Genomic DNA, 15,024 nt, shown 5'->3' with positions numbered 1-15,024 from the left:
CGGCCTGCGGGCCCCGCTTTGTGGCGGTATGGCCGGGACCGTCATCAGCCGAGCAGGTGGTTCGGCAGCCGGTTCCCCGGAGCTCGTCCACGAATCTCGAGAAGCTCCCGGGCATGCTCCGCCAACCGCTTGTCCTCCTCCGAGCGGGGCGACCACGCCGGTATGGGAACAGCGGTGCCGCTGTCATCGCGGGCGACCATGACGGTGAGGCAATACGTGGTGAGGTGCATTTCAGTCCCGGTCGCTTCGCCTGACCGGACATGCACGGCAATGTGCATTCCCTTGTTTCCCGTATAGACAAGGCGTGCTTCGACTTCCACGACGTCGCCGATGAGCAACGGCCGGTAGAACCTCACCCCACCGGAGAACACCGCCACGGTATGCCTGGCCGAGTACCTTGACGCGCACACGTATGCGGCTTCGTCGATCCACGCCATCACTGTGCCGCCGTGGACCTTTCCGCCCCAGTTGACGTCGGTGGGCGCGGCGAGGAATCGGAGGGTGACGCGTTCCGCTGTTCCTTCCTCGGTATATTCCTGCTTGTTCATGGCCGCCACGATCTGCTCGCGGACCGCGATCCGGGCGACAGCGCTGTCCCTGCGCTGGATCTCCTCCGGCGTCGAGGGCTCGAAAGGCTGGACGGGATCCGGTTTTCCATCGGGACCTACTGCTACGAAGATCACCAGGCACTGGCTGCGCATGGTTGCCTCGTCGCCCTTGACATCACCCGAGGAGACCACCGTCTGGATATGGATCGAGGACCGCCCGGTGTGGACGATGATGGCCTGCACTTCCACCATGTCACCCACTTTGACGGGATCGGCGAAGTGGATATTGCCGACGTAGGCAGTCACGCAGTAGGACTTCGCCCAGCCGACGGCCGCCGCGTAAGCGGCCTTGTCCACCCACTCCAGCACCGTGCCGGCGTCGACCGACCCGCTATGGCCAAGGTCCGTTGGCGCAGCGAGAAAGCGAAGGGTAACCGACTTGTTGGTTGTTTCTGTCATGGTGTCGTCTCCAATGGCAACGGACCCTGCTGGTGCGTCTCGTTACATTCCTACCACCGTTCGGGCGCCGCCTTCGATTGTTGCGCAGCCCGCCCACTCGCGGGCATGGCCAGAAGAGGCGCGCAAGCCCCTCGCACTCAACGGCAGGCCCCGCATTGATCATGTAATCGATTTTGCAGGTGGACCCGAACGTGTCTCTAGTTCCTGTTCACCAGCCAGTGCAACCCGTCGGTTTCGGAGGTGAAGTAGCGGGTGGGCACGGGGGAACGGTGGGAAAACGCGGCCATCACCTCGTCGACCGGATCTTCGCCGATCAGGGCGACATGGGAGAACCTCCTGTAGTTCATCATGCCCTCCCGCGCCTCAGGCGTCACCATGCTGATGCCAGTCATGTTCACCAGCAACGGCAGTATCGAAGGGCCGTGAAGATCGGCGAGCGCCGAAGCGGCCGAGACACCGATTGCGTGGGTGATTACCGTTCCGGGCATCCAGCGGAGCCGAAGGAAATCCTCCTCGCGGGAGACACTGAACGGTTTTCCTGGTTCCTGCGGCACGGGCGTTCCTTCGTCGAACGGGGGGTGAAGCTGAGGATACTAGCAACGGGCCGCCGGGAATTCACGTCACCGAGGACCTGCGCGCGCGCTCCGCTGCTGCCCGGGTGAGGACCACATCCTCCCAGGACGACGTGCGCTCGACCAGTTGCCGGGAGCAGAGCCATTGGGCAAGCCGGGATGCCAGGCTGATTTGCGCCAGCCGGTCGTGGAAGTCGGGCAGCAGATGCGGTCCGGTAAGGAACGTGGGAAGGGCGTGCAGGAGCTCTTCAGCACCCATCACGCGCGCATAGACCGAATCGGTCTGGAACTGTGCCTCAAGCTCCAGAAGCCGGGCGCTCGGGGAGCTGAGCAGGGCAACGCCATCCTTTTCCAGGAAGGACCGCAGATGCTTCTGTACTCGCGCGTAGCGCAGCTGTGTTTCCGGATGCCTCGTCTGGCCGCTTGCGGCGAAGAAGCGCTTCAGGATCGAATCTACGTTCGCGGGGTCCATGCGCACATCATCCCTGCGCCCTCTGACATTCCGGGAACCCCCCGTGGAGGCCGACGCGGAAGCGGCGGGCGGACTGGATCGGGCTCGGATGCAGGAAAGGGTCAGAGGTTGCCCGTGGCGATCAGCAGCATGCGGCGCAGCGGCTCCGCGGCACCCCAGAGCAGCTGGTCGCCGACGGTGAAGGCACTGATGTACTCCGGTCCCATGTCGAGCTTGCGGATCCGGCCCACGGGGATGTCGAGGGTTCCCGTCGCCGCAACCGGTGTCAGCTTCGCCACGGTGGCTTCCTTGGTGTTCGGCACCAGCCGCACCCATTCGTTGTCCGCTGCGATGATCTGCTCGATCTCGTTCACGGGAAGGTCCTGGGTCAGCTTGAGTGTGAGCGCCTGCGAGTGCGAACGCATGGCTCCGACCCGCACGCACAGGCCGTCGAACGGGATCCGCCCGCCGGTAAGATCCGTGCCGAGGATCTTGTTCGTTTCACTGCCGGCCTTCCATTCCTCCTTGGATTGCCCGTTCCCGAGGTCGGCGTCGATCCAGGGAATCACTGATCCGGCCAGCGGAACGCCGAACTGGGTGGCGTCCAGCTCCGGATGCCGCTGCTGCGCCAGCACTGCGCGGTCGATATCGAGGATGGCAGACGCCGGATCGTCGAGGTTCACCGCTACGCTCCGGTGGATGGCCCCGAACTGGGTCAGCAGTTCCCTCATGTGACGCGCGCCGCCGCCGGATGCGGCCTGGTAGGTCATGGACGTGCCCCACTCGACGAGCCCGTTGCGGAACAGTCCGCCGAGGCCCATCAGCATGCAGGAGACCGTGCAGTTGCCTCCGATGAAGTCCCGAACCCCGCGGGCGAGGCCGGCATCGATGGCATCCCGGTTCACGGGGTCGAGCACGATGATGGAGCTCGGCTCCATCCGCAGCGTCGACGCCGCATCGAGCCAGAGGCCGTCCCAGCCGGCGTCGCGCAGCTTCGGGTACACCTCAGCCGTGTAGTCGCCGCCCTGCGCCGTGACGATGGTGTTCAGTTTGGCGAGGGTCTCGACGTCGTACGCATCCTCGAGCGGCCCGGCACCGGCGGCGAACGACGGCGCCTCTCCGCCGGCGTTCGACGTCGAGAAGAAGACGGGGTTGACGAGGCCGAAGTTGCCTTCGTCCTGAAGCCGCTGCATGAGGACCGAGCCCACCATGCCGCGCCAGCCGACGAACCCTACTGAGGGCAGGAGCGAGGGCAGGGGGGAAGCATCTGCTGAAGTCATGCCTCCAGTTTACGTGGGGTGGTCCGGCGGGCCGGAGTTCATGACGTTCCCTCGTCCGGCGGACGAAACGAGGAAACCCGCGTCCAGAGGCTGATCCGGTATCGCGTCCCGTTCTCCGCGGTGAGCCAGCCCGTCTCGGGTGTCAGGGCACTGAGCTTCCAGTCGGAGTCGAGCAAAGGAGCGAAGGTATCACCCTCCACCTCGGCTTCGATCACCGTGACGAAAGCGGCATTGGCGCGGGCGAGAGCAGTCTCGTACACCTGGCCGCCTCCGATGATCCATACTTCCTCCCCGCCGGCACTTTCCAGCGCAGTGTCGATCGCGGCGTCGACCGAGTCGACGACGACGGCGCCCCCGATGGCATCGGCGCTCGTCACCACGATGTTCGTGCGTCCGGGCAGCGGCCGGAATCGATCGGGGAACGACTCCCACGTCCGCCGTCCCATCACCACGGGATGACCCGACGTCGTGCTCTTGAAATGTGCCATGTCCTCGGGGACGTGCCAGGGGATTCCGCCGTCCCTGCCGATCACGCCGCCCTCGGTCTGTGCCCAGATCATGCCGATGACGGGACCCGAGCCCACTACGTCCCGTGCGTTCAGTTGCCCGCTCATACGGCGATCGGCGCTTTGATAGTGGGGTGGTGCTGGTAGTCGATCACGTCGAAGTCCTCCAGTGAGTAGTCGAAGATGCTGTCCCGCTTGGTCCTGATGCGCAGTCGCGGGTAGGCGTAGGGCTCCCGTGACAGCTGCTCGTTCACCTGGTCCACGTGGTTGTCATAGATGTGTACGTCGCCGCCGGTCCAGATGAATTCACCGGGCTCCAGGCCGGTCTGCTCGGCCACCAGAAGGGTCAGCAGGGCGTAGGAGGCGATGTTGAAGGGAACGCCGAGGAAGGTGTCGGCGGAGCGCTGGTACAGCTGGCAGGAGAGTCTGCCAGGACCGCCGTCCTTCCCGGGGGAGACGTAGAACTGGAAGAACGCGTGGCACGGGGGCAGAGCCATGTCGGAGAGCTCTGACACGTTCCATGCAGAAACCAGGTGGCGCCGGGAATCCGGATTGGTCTTCAGGCCCTCGATGACCTGGGCGATCTGATCGATGTGGCCACCGTCCGGGGTGGGCCATGACCGCCACTGGACGCCGTAGACCGGACCGAGCTCGCCGTCGTCGTCCGCCCACTCGTTCCAGATGGACACGCCCTGGTCCTGGAGCCACGACACATTCGATTCACCGCGCAGGAACCACAAGAGCTCGAGGGCCACGGACTTGAAATGGACCCGCTTGGTGGTGATCAGGGGAAAGGATTCACTGAGGTCGAAACGCAGCTGCCGGCCGAAGACGCTACGCGTCCCGGTTCCCGTACGGTCGCTTTTCACTGCACCGTTCGCCAGAACGTCGCGCAGCAGGTCTTCATAGGGGGTGGGGAAGGAATTGCTCACCCTGCCAGTCTAATGACGGTTGTCCTCAGTCGTCGTAGGCCCGGAATTGCTCCACCGAGACGATCCGCCCGTGGTTGGTGCCGCTGACCTGGCAGATGATGGCCTCACCGGGGGACAGGTGGGGATCCTCGCTGGGAAGGAGCGCCGAGAGCCGCGCTGTCATGTGGGTGCGGAGCACCTCGAACACCAGGGGCAGCACCGGGCGGTGGGTGCAGATTGCCACGGACTTCCGTTTGTCGAAAATCTTCTCCACGGCAGCGCGCGCCCGTCCGGGCCTGCGTGCGGCATCGCTCTCGGTGAGGGCATCCACCAGTTTCAGCTTTGCCTCGCGCTTCGTGACGTAGGGCGAGATGGTCTGGACGCAACGCACCCAGGGGCTGCTGATCACCCGTTCGGGACTCCACGCCTGAAGCAACCGGCTGACCGCTACCGCCTGACGGCGGCCGGTGGCGGCGAGCGGCCGTTCACCCTCCGCCCGGCTCCAGGAGGACCGCGGCTTGGCCTTGGCATGCCGCACCACGAGGAGGGGCCAGGTGAGGAGATCCTTGCGGGTGTGCGCGTCCACGAGCGCTTCGAGCGGCTCGACATCGGACGGGTTGCTCAGCAGTTCGCGGGCCTTGTCGGGAGTGCACCACTGGATTTCGTCCACTTCGCTGCCGTCGGGCACCGGCGTGGACCGATCCGCACGGGCAGCCCAGTAATGCACCACTTTCAGGCCGGATGGAACGGCGTACCAGATCGAGGGCAGCGGAATTCCGAGCTGGACCTGCAGCCCGATCTCTTCGAAGGTCTCACGGACCGCGCACTCCGGCGTGGTTTCGCCCGGGTCCAGCTTTCCCTTCGGCCAGGACCAGTCCCTGTACCGGGGGCGGCGGATCAGGAGTACCTCCAGCCTGCCCTTTTCGGTGCGCCAGCAGAGTGTTCCGGCAGCGACGACGTCGGGCGTCCCCCGGGGCGTCGCGACCGCCGCCCGGGCCTGCCCCGAAAGCGCCATCAACGCCGGGAAACCGCGCGCTGGCGCGAGCGGGACGCCAGCAGCCAGGACTGGACGTCGTTCAGGGCAGAGCCGTCCTCGTTCTTGTGCTGGCGGGACCAGCACCCGGTGTCGTCGAGGTGCCAACTCGACGTCATCGGATCCATGTACCGGTCCATCAGTGCGATGAGGTACGCGATGTCCTCGGGAGTGCTGAGCTGGACCAGGGCCTCCACGCGTCGGTCGAGGTTGCGGTGCATCATGTCGGCGGATCCGATGAACACCGCAGGCTCCCCGCCGTTCGCGAAGGCGAAAATGCGGGAGTGCTCGAGGAAGCGGCCGAGAACCGACCGGACGGTGATGTTCTCGCTGAGCCCGGGAACCCCCGGGCGGACCGAGCAGATACCGCGGACGACCACGTCGACCCGCACACCCGCCTGCGAGGCGCGGTACAGCGCGTCGATGATCGCTTCGTCCACCATCGAGTTCACCTTGATGACCACGCGGGCGGCCAGCCCCGCATTGCGGTTCGCGATCTCCTTCTCGATGCGGTCGATCAGACCCGAGCGCACGGAACGCGGCGCCACGAGGAGGCGCTTGAAGGTGGACTTCGGCGCGTAGCCGGACAACTGGTTGAACAGGCGCGAGAGATCCTCGCCCACCTGGTCGTTGGCGGTCAGCAGCCCGAGGTCCTCGTAGTAGCGGGCGGTGCGCGGGTGGTAGTTGCCGGTGCCGATGTGGCTGTAGCGGCGAAGTCCGTCGATTTCCTGGCGCACGACGAGGGAAAGCTTGCAGTGCGTCTTGAGGCCAACGATCCCGTACACCACGTGGACGCCGGCCTGCTCGAGTTTCCGTGCCCAGGAGATGTTGGCCTGCTCGTCGAAGCGGGCCTTGATCTCCACCAGTGCAAGCACCTGTTTGCCTGCTTCGGCTGCATCGATCAGGGCATCGACGATGGGGGAATCACCCGAGGTGCGGTACAGGGTCTGCTTGATGGCCTGCACCTTCGGATCATTGGCGGCCTGCTCGAGGAACGCCTGCACCGAGGTGGAGAAGGAATCGTAGGGATGGTGCAGGAGGATGTCCCGCCGCCTCATCGCAGCGAAGACATTGGCGGCCTTGGAGGTTTCGCTCTCATTGAGGTGGCGGCTCGTATGCGGGACGTGCTTGGGGTAGTGCAGGTCACCGCGGTCGATCTTCCCGATGACGCTGAGGCCGCGGAGGTCAAGGGGCGCCTGCAGGTTGAAGACCTCGTCCTCCTCCACGCCCAGCTCCCGGGACAGGAGGGCGCGGATGCTCGGGTTGATGTCGGTGGTGACCTCGAGGCGCACGGGTGGCCCGAAACGGCGGCGCAGCAACTCCTTCTCGAGCGCCTGCAGGAGGTTCTCGGCGTCGTCCTCCTCCACCTCGAGATCCTCGTTCCGCGTTACGCGGAAGGTGTGGTGCTCGAGTACTTCCATGCCGGGGAACAACTGGTCGAGGTGGACGGCGATGATCTCCTCGAGCGGGATGAAGCGGGCTGTTCGTCCGGCCACGTTGCCGGCACGCGGGCCGTCCACCGAGACCAGGCGGGGCAACTGGTCGGGAACCTTCACCCTGGCGAAGAACTCCTTCTCGCTGATCGGGTTGCGGACCACCACGGCCAGGTTGAGGGAAAGCCCGGAAATGTAGGGAAAGGGGTGGGCCGGGTCCACGGCGAGCGGCGTCAGGATGGGAAAGACCTTCTCCGCGAACAGCCTGTGCAGCTCTTCCCGGGCCGGGCCGTCCAGTTCCTCCCAGGTGGTGAGGTGGATTTTCTCCTCGGCCAGCGCCGGCCGGATCTGGTCGGCGAAGACTGCCGCATGGCGCTGCTGGAGGCGGTAGCCGTCGCCCATGATTTTCTCGAGCTGCTCGATCGGGCTGAGGCCGCCGGCCGAGGGAACCGCGAGCCCCGTGGCGATGCGCCGTTTGAGGCCCGCCACGCGGACCATGAAGAATTCGTCGAGATTCGAGGCGAAGATCGACAGGAAGCCCACGCGCTCCAGGAGGAAAAGATCAGGGTCCTCGGCCAGCTCGAGGACCCTCGCGTTGAAGTCGAGCCAGCTGATCTCCCGGTCGAGGAAGCGATCCGGGCCGATGTCACCGGAGGGCAGCAGGCTGGGTGCGAAGTCGGGGATGTCGATGCGGTCCTGGGTGGCTCGCGCCGGTGATGTTTCGGAGGAACCGTAGCGTGAGGGGACTCGGACGGTGATCTCGGATTCCATGCTGTCTCCTGCGGTTCTCAACGTGCCTGTTGCGGTGTCCGTGGCGGGGCTGAGGCGGGTATCCCCTGCTCGAACCAACCTTACAAGCTGGCGGTGCCTCCGCCACCTGCGTACATGACGTCGACGTCCCACCGGGTGAAACCCAGCCTGCGGTAGAGAGCGACGGCGGCAGTATTGTCGGCGTCGACGTACAGCATGATGGCCTGGAGTCCGCGCTGGTGGAGGTGGTTGATGCCGGCGACCGTCAGTGCCTTCCCCAGACCGATGCCCTGGGCCTCCGGTGCAACCCCCACGACGTAGACCTCGCCCATCGACGGATGTGCTCCCACCGCCGGGTGCACCTTGGTCCAGTGGAAGCCGAGCAGGCCGGGAACGCCCTGGCGCTCGGCAAGGAGGAACCCTTCCGGGTCGAACCAGTCCTCGGCCATCCGGGCGCGAAGATCCGCCAGTGTGGTCGATCCCTGCTCGGGATGGTGGGCGAACGCCGCCCGGTTCGTTTCGAGCCATGCTTCCTCGTCCTGGCCGGGAACGAAGGCGCGGAGGCGCACGCCGTCGGGCAGGGTTAGTTCCGGTGCCGCTTCTTCGAGGGCGGCCCGCGTCAACCGCATCCGCCACAGCTCCCGGACGGGCGTCAATCCGAACCGGGCCGCCAGGTCCACGGCGGCAGGATGGTTCCCATGGGACCACGCCTTGAGCCCCAGGATGTTCTCCGCGTGGACGGCCTCGGCCAGGGCGGTGCCCACTCCTTCGCCGCGGTAGTCGGGGGCGACCACCAGTTCCATGACCCCGGAGTCCACTGCGCCTCCGGCAATCCCTGCGAGGCTCAGGACCGCGACCCCGGCGAGTTCACCGTCGTCGTCGGTGCCTCCGCCGCCTGCCGCCCCGGGCCGGGCGGTGAAGACCATCACGCGCGATGCCTTGCCGGCGTGGGCGCGGAGATTGACCAGGGTCTGCTCCGACAGGGGCGGGTTGCCGTCGGCCTCCGCCGATGCCGAGGCGAGCGCAAGGATTTCCTCGAGTACCCGGGTTTCGGGTACCCCTTCGTTCCGGGTGACGGTCCAGGTGGGGTTCGAAGCAGTGGCGGTCATGCGCCCAGCCTAGTGCCCCCCACGGCGCCGCAGCGGGCCGGTTTGGAAAGGGCCGAACATCTGGGGTAACGTGGCTTCTCGTTCAGGGGGGATGCACCAGTGGGGTGCCCGCGATACGTTCGACCCGTATGTCCTCCACCAAGGCCGCAAGGCAACAGAAGAACCCCTCCACCTTTCGGCGGAGGGGTTCTTCTGTTGTTCAGGACTTCGAGTCGTCAGGCGTTGACGTTGGAGTTCCGGCCCTCCGGTGTGCGGGTCAGGGTGAAGCGGTATCCGACGTTACGCACCGTGCCGATGAGCTGCTCGTGATCGGTGCCGAGCTTGGCGCGCAGGCGCCGGACGTGGACGTCGACGGTCCTCGTGCCTCCGTAGTAGTCATAGCCCCACACCTCGTGGAGCAGCTGGTCCCTTGTGAAGACCCGTCCCGGATGCTGCGCGAGATACTTCAGGAGCTCGAATTCCTTGTAGGTGAGGTTGAGCGGTTCACCGTTGACGCGTGCCGTGTAGCTGGCCTCGTCGATCACGACGCCCGATGCGTGGATCTCGGTGCTCACCTCTCCACCCGCGGCGGACCGCGCGATGATCAGGCGCAGGCGCGCCTCGACCTCGGCGGGACCCGCCGAGTCGAGGACGACGTCGTCTGCGAGCCAGTTGGCTGCGACGGCCGCCATTCCGCCCTCCGTGAGGACGAGCAGAAGCGGTGCGCTGAGGCCGGTCGCCTTGAGGAGCTGGGTCAGCGAGCGCGCACCCACGAGGTCGCGGCGCGCATCGACCATTACGACGTCGCAGGGCGCCGCGTCGAGGAGTGCCGTCGGCTCTGCCGCAAGGACAGGGACCTTGTGGTTGAGGAGCTCCAGGGCGGGCAGGATGTCCACCGAGGATCCGGTGGTATTGGTCAACATCAGGATGTGCGGCATGAATCCTCCACTTGTCGGAAAAACGCGCATCATCGGGCGATGAATTCCTCCGGGCGGTTCGGGAACACCCGGTTAAGAATTTGACCAAGTATACCCGTAGCCTCCCCACACTGCCGGGTAGCAGCAGTCCTCCGGGCCGGGGGACCGCGCCGTCAGGTTTCCCAGGGGTTCCCGCGATAGGGCAGTATTGCAGGGTGGAGATGCGGAGTGCGGCCTTGGCGGCTGGGGCGGCTGGGCTTGCAGTCGTCGGGCTCGTGGGCGCGTCGTACGTCTCGGCACTGTCGGTTGCGGTTCTCGCCGGACTGCTGTGCGTGGCCGCAGCCATCGGATGGCCGCACGTCCTGGGAGTCCCCGCCAAGAAGAGCCAATCTGTCGCAATCGGGGGAAGTGCCGTGCTTGCCGTCACCGCGGCCGCGTCTTCGGCGGGCCCGAACTACATGGTCTGGTTCCCGGCCGCGGTGGCCCTCGGGGTAGGAGCCGTCTTCCTGATCCAACTCCTCCGCGGAACAGGGCAGAGCCTCCGCCTCGAATCCACCTTCGGTGCCAGCTCCGGTGTCTTTGCCATAACCCTCGGTTCGGGCTGGGCTGCGGCCGACCGGTTGACGGTCAATTCGACCAACTCCGGGATGATGCTCGTCACCGGGATCAGCATTCTGGCGGCGCTCGCCGTTTCGCTGCTGCCCTGGCCTGACCGGCTCACTGCACCGCTGGGCCTTGCTCTCGCCGTCCTGGCCGGACCTTTGGGCGCGCTGCTCTTCACCAGTGTGCCGGCAGTGCCCGCGGCCGTGCTGGGCGCTGTGTGCGGCGCCGTGATCGTGAGTGTCCGACGCCTGCTGGTGGTGCGCGAGGCACCGTTGAATGCACTGGCCGCACTCTCGGTGGGGCTCACCCCGGTCCTCTCGGTAGGTGCCATCGTCTACTTCCTCGACAAATTCCTCTTCGCCTGAGCTTCTCCTCGCCCGGGGCGACCGGCTCCGTGTCTTCCCGGCCCTGGAGGCGGGATAGGATGAGGGTATGTCGATCCTTGCACTCGAAATCTTCTTCATTGCCCTGCTGGTCGTGGCTGGCCTCGGCATGGCCGGGTTCGCCGCGCTCGTCGTCACACGCCTGTACAAAGGCCAGAAGTAGCCGGTCGGACCAGCCACACCCATGTCGATCGAGCTACCCACCGACCTGACCCCCGAGCTTGTTCCCCTCTCGTGGCTTCTGGGCACGTGGGAAGGAACCGGGATGCTCGGTGAAGGCACCGCCGACTCGGAACGTTTCGTCCAGCAGGTGTCCTTCGCCCAGCACGGCCTTCCCTACCTCCAGTACACGGCCGAAAGCTGGCTCGTCGACGAGCAGGGCGCCCGGCTGCGCCCCCTGTCGGTCGAGACCGGTTTCTGGGCGCTCGACCGCAGGCTCAACGACGCCGACGTCGGGCCCGGACTGTCGCCGGCCGACATCGTCCCCGCGCTCAAGACCGCGGACGAGGTGGAGCAGTTCCGTAACGCGGCGGGCGGGTTCGACATCACCGCGACCATCGTGCACCCGGGCGGGATTGCCGAGCTGTACTACGGCAGCATCAAGGGCCCGCAGATCCAGTTGTCGACCGACCTCGTGATGCGTGGCCAGAACTCCAAGGAATACACGGCTGCCACCCGGCTCTTCGGGCTGGTGGAGGGCGATCTGTACTGGCGCTGGGACGTTGCCGCGAACGGCAAGGCGCTCGAAGCCCACGCCTCGGCCATCCTCAAGAAACTTTCCTGATACCCATGACGTATTCAAGCCCCCTGCTCGACCTGCCCGGTGCCGTTGAAGGCGGAGGCCCCGATGCGGGCGTGGCCGCCCACTACGGCGACCCGTTCCGTGAGCAGCGGAGCCTTGCACAGGGCGCCGCAGTGGTCGACCTGTCCCACCGCGGTGTCGTCACCGTCTCCGGACCGGACCGCCTCAGCTGGCTCAACTCCCTCACCTCCCAACTCCTGCTGGACCTTCCACCCGGACGCAGCACCGAGACGCTGCTGCTCACGGTGCAGGGACGCATCGAGTACGGCGCACGGCTGCTCGACGACGGCGCCACCACCTGGCTGATCGTCGAGGGATCCGAAGCGCAGGGGCTGGCCGGATGGCTCCAGCGGATGAAGTTCATGCTGCGTGTCGAGATCGCCGATGCCTCGGCCGACTGGGCAGTGGTCGGATCGGTGGGGCCCGTCGCCGGTCTCGCCGACCATGCCGTCTGGGTGGACCCCTGGCCCGACGTCACCGGCGGCGGATTTCCCTATTCAGCGGTGCAGGAAGCTGCGCATCCCGGACGGGAGCGCCCCTGGTCCGAATACCTCGTTCCGCAGGACTCCCTGTACTCGGCGGTCACCTCACTGGGGGATCACCGAGCGGCCGGCACCATGGCATCCGAAGCGCTTCGGGTGGCCGCCTGGCGCCCCCGGATAGGGTTCGAAACCGACGACAAGGCCATTCCGCACGAGCTCGACCTGCTCCGAACGGCAGTCCACCTCGCCAAGGGCTGCTATCGGGGCCAGGAGACCGTGGCCCGCGTCCACAACCTCGGGCATCCGCCCCGCCGGCTCGTTTTCCTCCACCTCGACGGCAGCCAGCACACGCTTCCGAAGGAGGGCAGTGCCGTCGTCCTCGACGGCAGAGTCGTGGGCCGTGCGACGTCGGTGGCGCACCATTGGGAGATGGGGCCCATAGCCCTCGCCGTTATCAAGCGGTCGGTGGATCCAGCCGCCACCCTGGTGGTGCAGGACGACGATGAGTTGTATGCGGCGGCGCAGGAGGTCATCGTTGCGCCTGATGCCGGGCAGGTGGTGGGCCGTGCCACCGGCTTCCTCCGGGGCCCGCGATGACTGCCGATGAGCCCGGTGCGGAGGCGGCGTTCGCCCTTGCCTCGGTACTGTTCGACGCCGCACGCCAGGGCGACGCCGGAACGCTGAGGCGGTATCTCGATGCTGGAGTGCCGCCGGAACTGACGAATTCCGCCGGGGACACGCTGCTCATGCTGGCCTCCTACAACGGACACCCCGCCCTGGTGAGGGACCTCGTCGACCGCGGTGCGGACGTCGATCGGGAGAATGACCGCGGCCAGACCCCGCTTGCAGGCGCCGTCTTCAAGGGCCACCTCGACGTCGTGCGCATCCTGCATGCCGCAGGGGCGGACCCGGACGCCGGAACGCCGACGGCCCGCGCGGCTGCGGGGATGTTCGGAAGGACCGAACTGGAGCAGCTGTTCGGCTGAACGGCCGCTCGAACGCCGGTTGGCTCCGGCATGGCCGGAGGCGCCGACAGCGCTATGCGCCGAGCATCACCGAGGTCTGCGTGCCGGCGAAGTGAAAGCCCGCCCGCCGCGCAGTCCGCTGGGACGCAGTGTTGTCAGTCCGCACGCGCCACTGCGGAACGAGCCCTGAGGCCATGGCTTCCTCCACCGCCACTGCCACGATGCGCTGGGCGAAACCGCGACGGCGGTGCTCCGGAGGAGTCAGGACGCCGAGGTGGGCAAGGATCCCGCTCCAGACGTCGTACCCGGCTCCCGACAGGGGTGCTGGGTCCCCTTCACCCGAGTCGTCCACGAGGACGAAGGGATGCTCTGCGGAGGACAGTCCGGCTTCGGCGGAGTCATCCGGCGGACACAGGCGTTCGAGCCGCGTAACGAACGCAGGCTCGCTGGACACTGCGGCCGACGGGTCTGGTTCGAGAGCGGGAAGCGCATCGCAGAAGAACAGTTGCGCCTCGCCGAGCCCGCGCCCACCGTACGCGTGGCTGAGCGTGAGGAGGGTCGAATGCTGCCGGAGGGCCGTGCCGGGCAGGTCCTGTGCCGCGGCCACCGCCCAGTCGGGGCCGACCAGGGCTTCCTTGCCGAACAGCGTCACGAACGTCAGCACCGGCGCGTCATTGGTCGACCGGTACATCCGCACGGTCGCTTCGTCGGCAAACGCCGTGTCCTCGAAACCGAGCACCCTCGACCACGCGAGCTGGATGATCGCGACGGTTCCGGGGTCAAGCTCGGCCGGTTCCATCAGCCGAAGAGGATCGCGGCTTCGTCATACCGGTGCTGCGGCACGGACTTCAGGTTCCCCAGTGCAGCATCGAAGCCCACATGCGCAATCTCGGTACCGTTGAGCGACACCATGGTGCCCCACAGCTCGTCCTTGACCGAATCCACGGCTGCCATGCCCAGGCGGGTGGCCAGAACGCGGTCGAACGACGTCGGAACCCCGCCGCGCTGGATGTGCCCGAGGATGGTGGCCCGGGTCTCGATGCCGGTGCGTGCTTCGAGTTCGGGTGCGAGCTGGTCCGATATGCCGCCGAGGCGCGGCCTGCCGAACGTGTCGAGGCCCCGCTCGGAGTGGGCCTGCTCCATATGCAGCGGCACGAAACCCTCCGCCACGACCACCAGCGGCGCGCGGCCGCGCGCGTTCGCCTCCGACACCCAGGCGGCGATCTGCTCGATGCTCGTCTGCTGTTCGGGAATGAGGATGGCGTGGGCGCCGGACGCCATTCCGGCATGGAGGGCGATCCAGCCGACGTGACGGCCCATGACCTCGGCGATCATGCAGCGGCTGTGGGATTCGCCCGTGGTGCGCAGGCGGTCGATCGCTTCGGTGGCGATCTGCACCGCGGTATCGAACCCGAAAGTGTAATCGGTGGCGTCGAGGTCGTTGTCCACCGTTTTCGGGACACCGACGATCTTCAGCCCGGCATCGGTAAGGCGTTTGGCCGCCGCCAACGTGCCCTCGCCGCCGATCGCGATCATCGCGTCGATGCCCAGCCGGGCCAGCGTGTCCTTGATCGCGTCGGGGCCACCGTTGCCGTCGAACGGGTTGGTGCGTGATGTCCCGAGGATCGTTCCACCCTGCTTGGAGATGCCACGGACAGCGTGACGCGGGAGGTCGATTATGTTCCCCTCCACCACTCCGCGCCAGCCGTCACGAAATCCCACGAACTCCTGATCGTGGGTCTTGATGCCCTTGAGCACCGCTCCGCGGATGACCGCATTCAGACCGGGGCAGTCGCCTCCGCTGGTGAGAATTCCGATCTTCATGGGGGGATACGTTCCTT

The 15,024-nt window shown here is 66.5% G+C and carries 16 protein-coding genes; 4 read left to right on the top strand and 12 right to left on the bottom strand.

The features are described from left to right. Window positions 1-44 precede the first annotated feature (44 nt). The 10 genes from IWX65_RS01500 to IWX65_RS01455 all read right to left on the bottom strand — a co-directional run bounded on the left by IWX65_RS01500 (window position 45) and on the right by IWX65_RS01455 (window position 9,969). Window positions 45-1,007 (bottom strand): acyl-CoA thioesterase, encoded by a 963-nt coding sequence (locus tag IWX65_RS01500; protein ID WP_196880686.1) that lies wholly within the window; start codon window positions 1,005-1,007, stop codon window positions 45-47. Between the two features lie 197 nt (window positions 1,008-1,204). After that, on the bottom strand, window positions 1,205-1,561 hold the full coding sequence (locus IWX65_RS01495; RefSeq protein WP_196880685.1) for a DUF7793 family protein: 357 nt from the start codon (window positions 1,559-1,561) through the stop codon (window positions 1,205-1,207). A 61-nt stretch (window positions 1,562-1,622) separates the two neighbouring features. Further along, a complete protein-coding gene (locus IWX65_RS01490) occupies window positions 1,623-2,051 on the bottom strand; it encodes a hypothetical protein (RefSeq protein ID WP_196880684.1) in 429 nt (142 codons plus the stop codon). A 101-nt stretch (window positions 2,052-2,152) separates the two neighbouring features. Next, complete coding sequence (gene asd / locus IWX65_RS01485) at window positions 2,153-3,310, bottom strand: aspartate-semialdehyde dehydrogenase (RefSeq protein ID WP_196880683.1); 1,158 nt, start codon at window positions 3,308-3,310, stop codon at window positions 2,153-2,155. Window positions 3,311-3,348: 38 nt separating this feature from the next. Next, window positions 3,349-3,924 (bottom strand): dihydrofolate reductase, encoded by a 576-nt coding sequence (locus IWX65_RS01480; RefSeq protein ID WP_196880682.1) that lies wholly within the window; start codon window positions 3,922-3,924, stop codon window positions 3,349-3,351. After that, a complete protein-coding gene (locus IWX65_RS01475) occupies window positions 3,921-4,748 on the bottom strand; it encodes a thymidylate synthase (RefSeq protein WP_196880681.1) in 828 nt (275 codons plus the stop codon). Before IWX65_RS01475 ends, IWX65_RS01480 begins: the two co-directional genes overlap by 4 nt. 25 nt (window positions 4,749-4,773) lie before the next feature. Further along, window positions 4,774-5,742, bottom strand: a complete 969-nt coding sequence (locus IWX65_RS01470; protein ID WP_196880680.1) for an NUDIX hydrolase — start codon at window positions 5,740-5,742, stop codon at window positions 4,774-4,776. Next, on the bottom strand, window positions 5,742-7,964 hold the full coding sequence (locus IWX65_RS01465; protein ID WP_196880679.1) for an RNA degradosome polyphosphate kinase: 2,223 nt from the start codon (window positions 7,962-7,964) through the stop codon (window positions 5,742-5,744). The genes IWX65_RS01470 and IWX65_RS01465 overlap by 1 nt, the downstream gene beginning before the upstream one ends. A gap of 80 nt (window positions 7,965-8,044) precedes the next feature. Next, the gene (gene mshD / locus IWX65_RS01460) at window positions 8,045-9,052 is read right to left on the bottom strand and encodes a mycothiol synthase (RefSeq protein ID WP_196880678.1); all 1,008 of its coding nucleotides are present in this window, start codon (window positions 9,050-9,052) and stop codon (window positions 8,045-8,047) included. Between the two features lie 215 nt (window positions 9,053-9,267). After that, complete coding sequence (locus IWX65_RS01455) at window positions 9,268-9,969, bottom strand: winged helix-turn-helix transcriptional regulator (RefSeq protein ID WP_196880677.1); 702 nt, start codon at window positions 9,967-9,969, stop codon at window positions 9,268-9,270. A 200-nt stretch (window positions 9,970-10,169) separates the two neighbouring features. Between IWX65_RS01455 and IWX65_RS01450 the strand changes: the two genes are divergently transcribed. From IWX65_RS01450 to IWX65_RS01435, 4 genes are all read left to right on the top strand, one after another. After that, complete coding sequence (locus IWX65_RS01450; protein ID WP_334683588.1) at window positions 10,170-10,916, top strand: hypothetical protein; 747 nt, start codon at window positions 10,170-10,172, stop codon at window positions 10,914-10,916. Window positions 10,917-11,118: 202 nt separating this feature from the next. Continuing rightward, window positions 11,119-11,718: an FABP family protein gene (locus tag IWX65_RS01445; RefSeq protein WP_196880676.1), complete on the top strand. Its 600-nt coding sequence runs from the start codon at window positions 11,119-11,121 to the stop codon at window positions 11,716-11,718. A gap of 5 nt (window positions 11,719-11,723) precedes the next feature. Further along, the gene (gene ygfZ, locus IWX65_RS01440; protein WP_196880675.1) at window positions 11,724-12,815 is read left to right on the top strand and encodes a CAF17-like 4Fe-4S cluster assembly/insertion protein YgfZ; all 1,092 of its coding nucleotides are present in this window, start codon (window positions 11,724-11,726) and stop codon (window positions 12,813-12,815) included. Further along, complete coding sequence (locus tag IWX65_RS01435) at window positions 12,812-13,204, top strand: ankyrin repeat domain-containing protein (protein WP_196880674.1); 393 nt, start codon at window positions 12,812-12,814, stop codon at window positions 13,202-13,204. Before ygfZ ends, IWX65_RS01435 begins: the two co-directional genes overlap by 4 nt. 52 nt (window positions 13,205-13,256) lie before the next feature. Here the strand turns inward: IWX65_RS01435 and IWX65_RS01430 are convergent, their stop codons facing one another. Together IWX65_RS01430 and IWX65_RS01425 are read right to left on the bottom strand one after the other, a co-directional pair. After that, the gene (locus IWX65_RS01430; RefSeq protein ID WP_196880673.1) at window positions 13,257-13,982 is read right to left on the bottom strand and encodes a GNAT family N-acetyltransferase; all 726 of its coding nucleotides are present in this window, start codon (window positions 13,980-13,982) and stop codon (window positions 13,257-13,259) included. After that, entirely contained in the window at window positions 13,982-15,007 is a 1,026-nt protein-coding gene (locus IWX65_RS01425; RefSeq protein WP_196880672.1) for a 6-phosphofructokinase, read from the bottom strand. Before IWX65_RS01425 ends, IWX65_RS01430 begins: the two co-directional genes overlap by 1 nt. Between the last annotated feature and the right edge of the window lie 17 nt (window positions 15,008-15,024).

Source organism: Arthrobacter sp. CAN_A214 (assembly GCF_015751955.1).
Lineage (GTDB): Bacteria > Actinomycetota > Actinomycetes > Actinomycetales > Micrococcaceae > Arthrobacter_D.
This window is presented reverse-complemented; position numbering and strand designations above follow the sequence as displayed.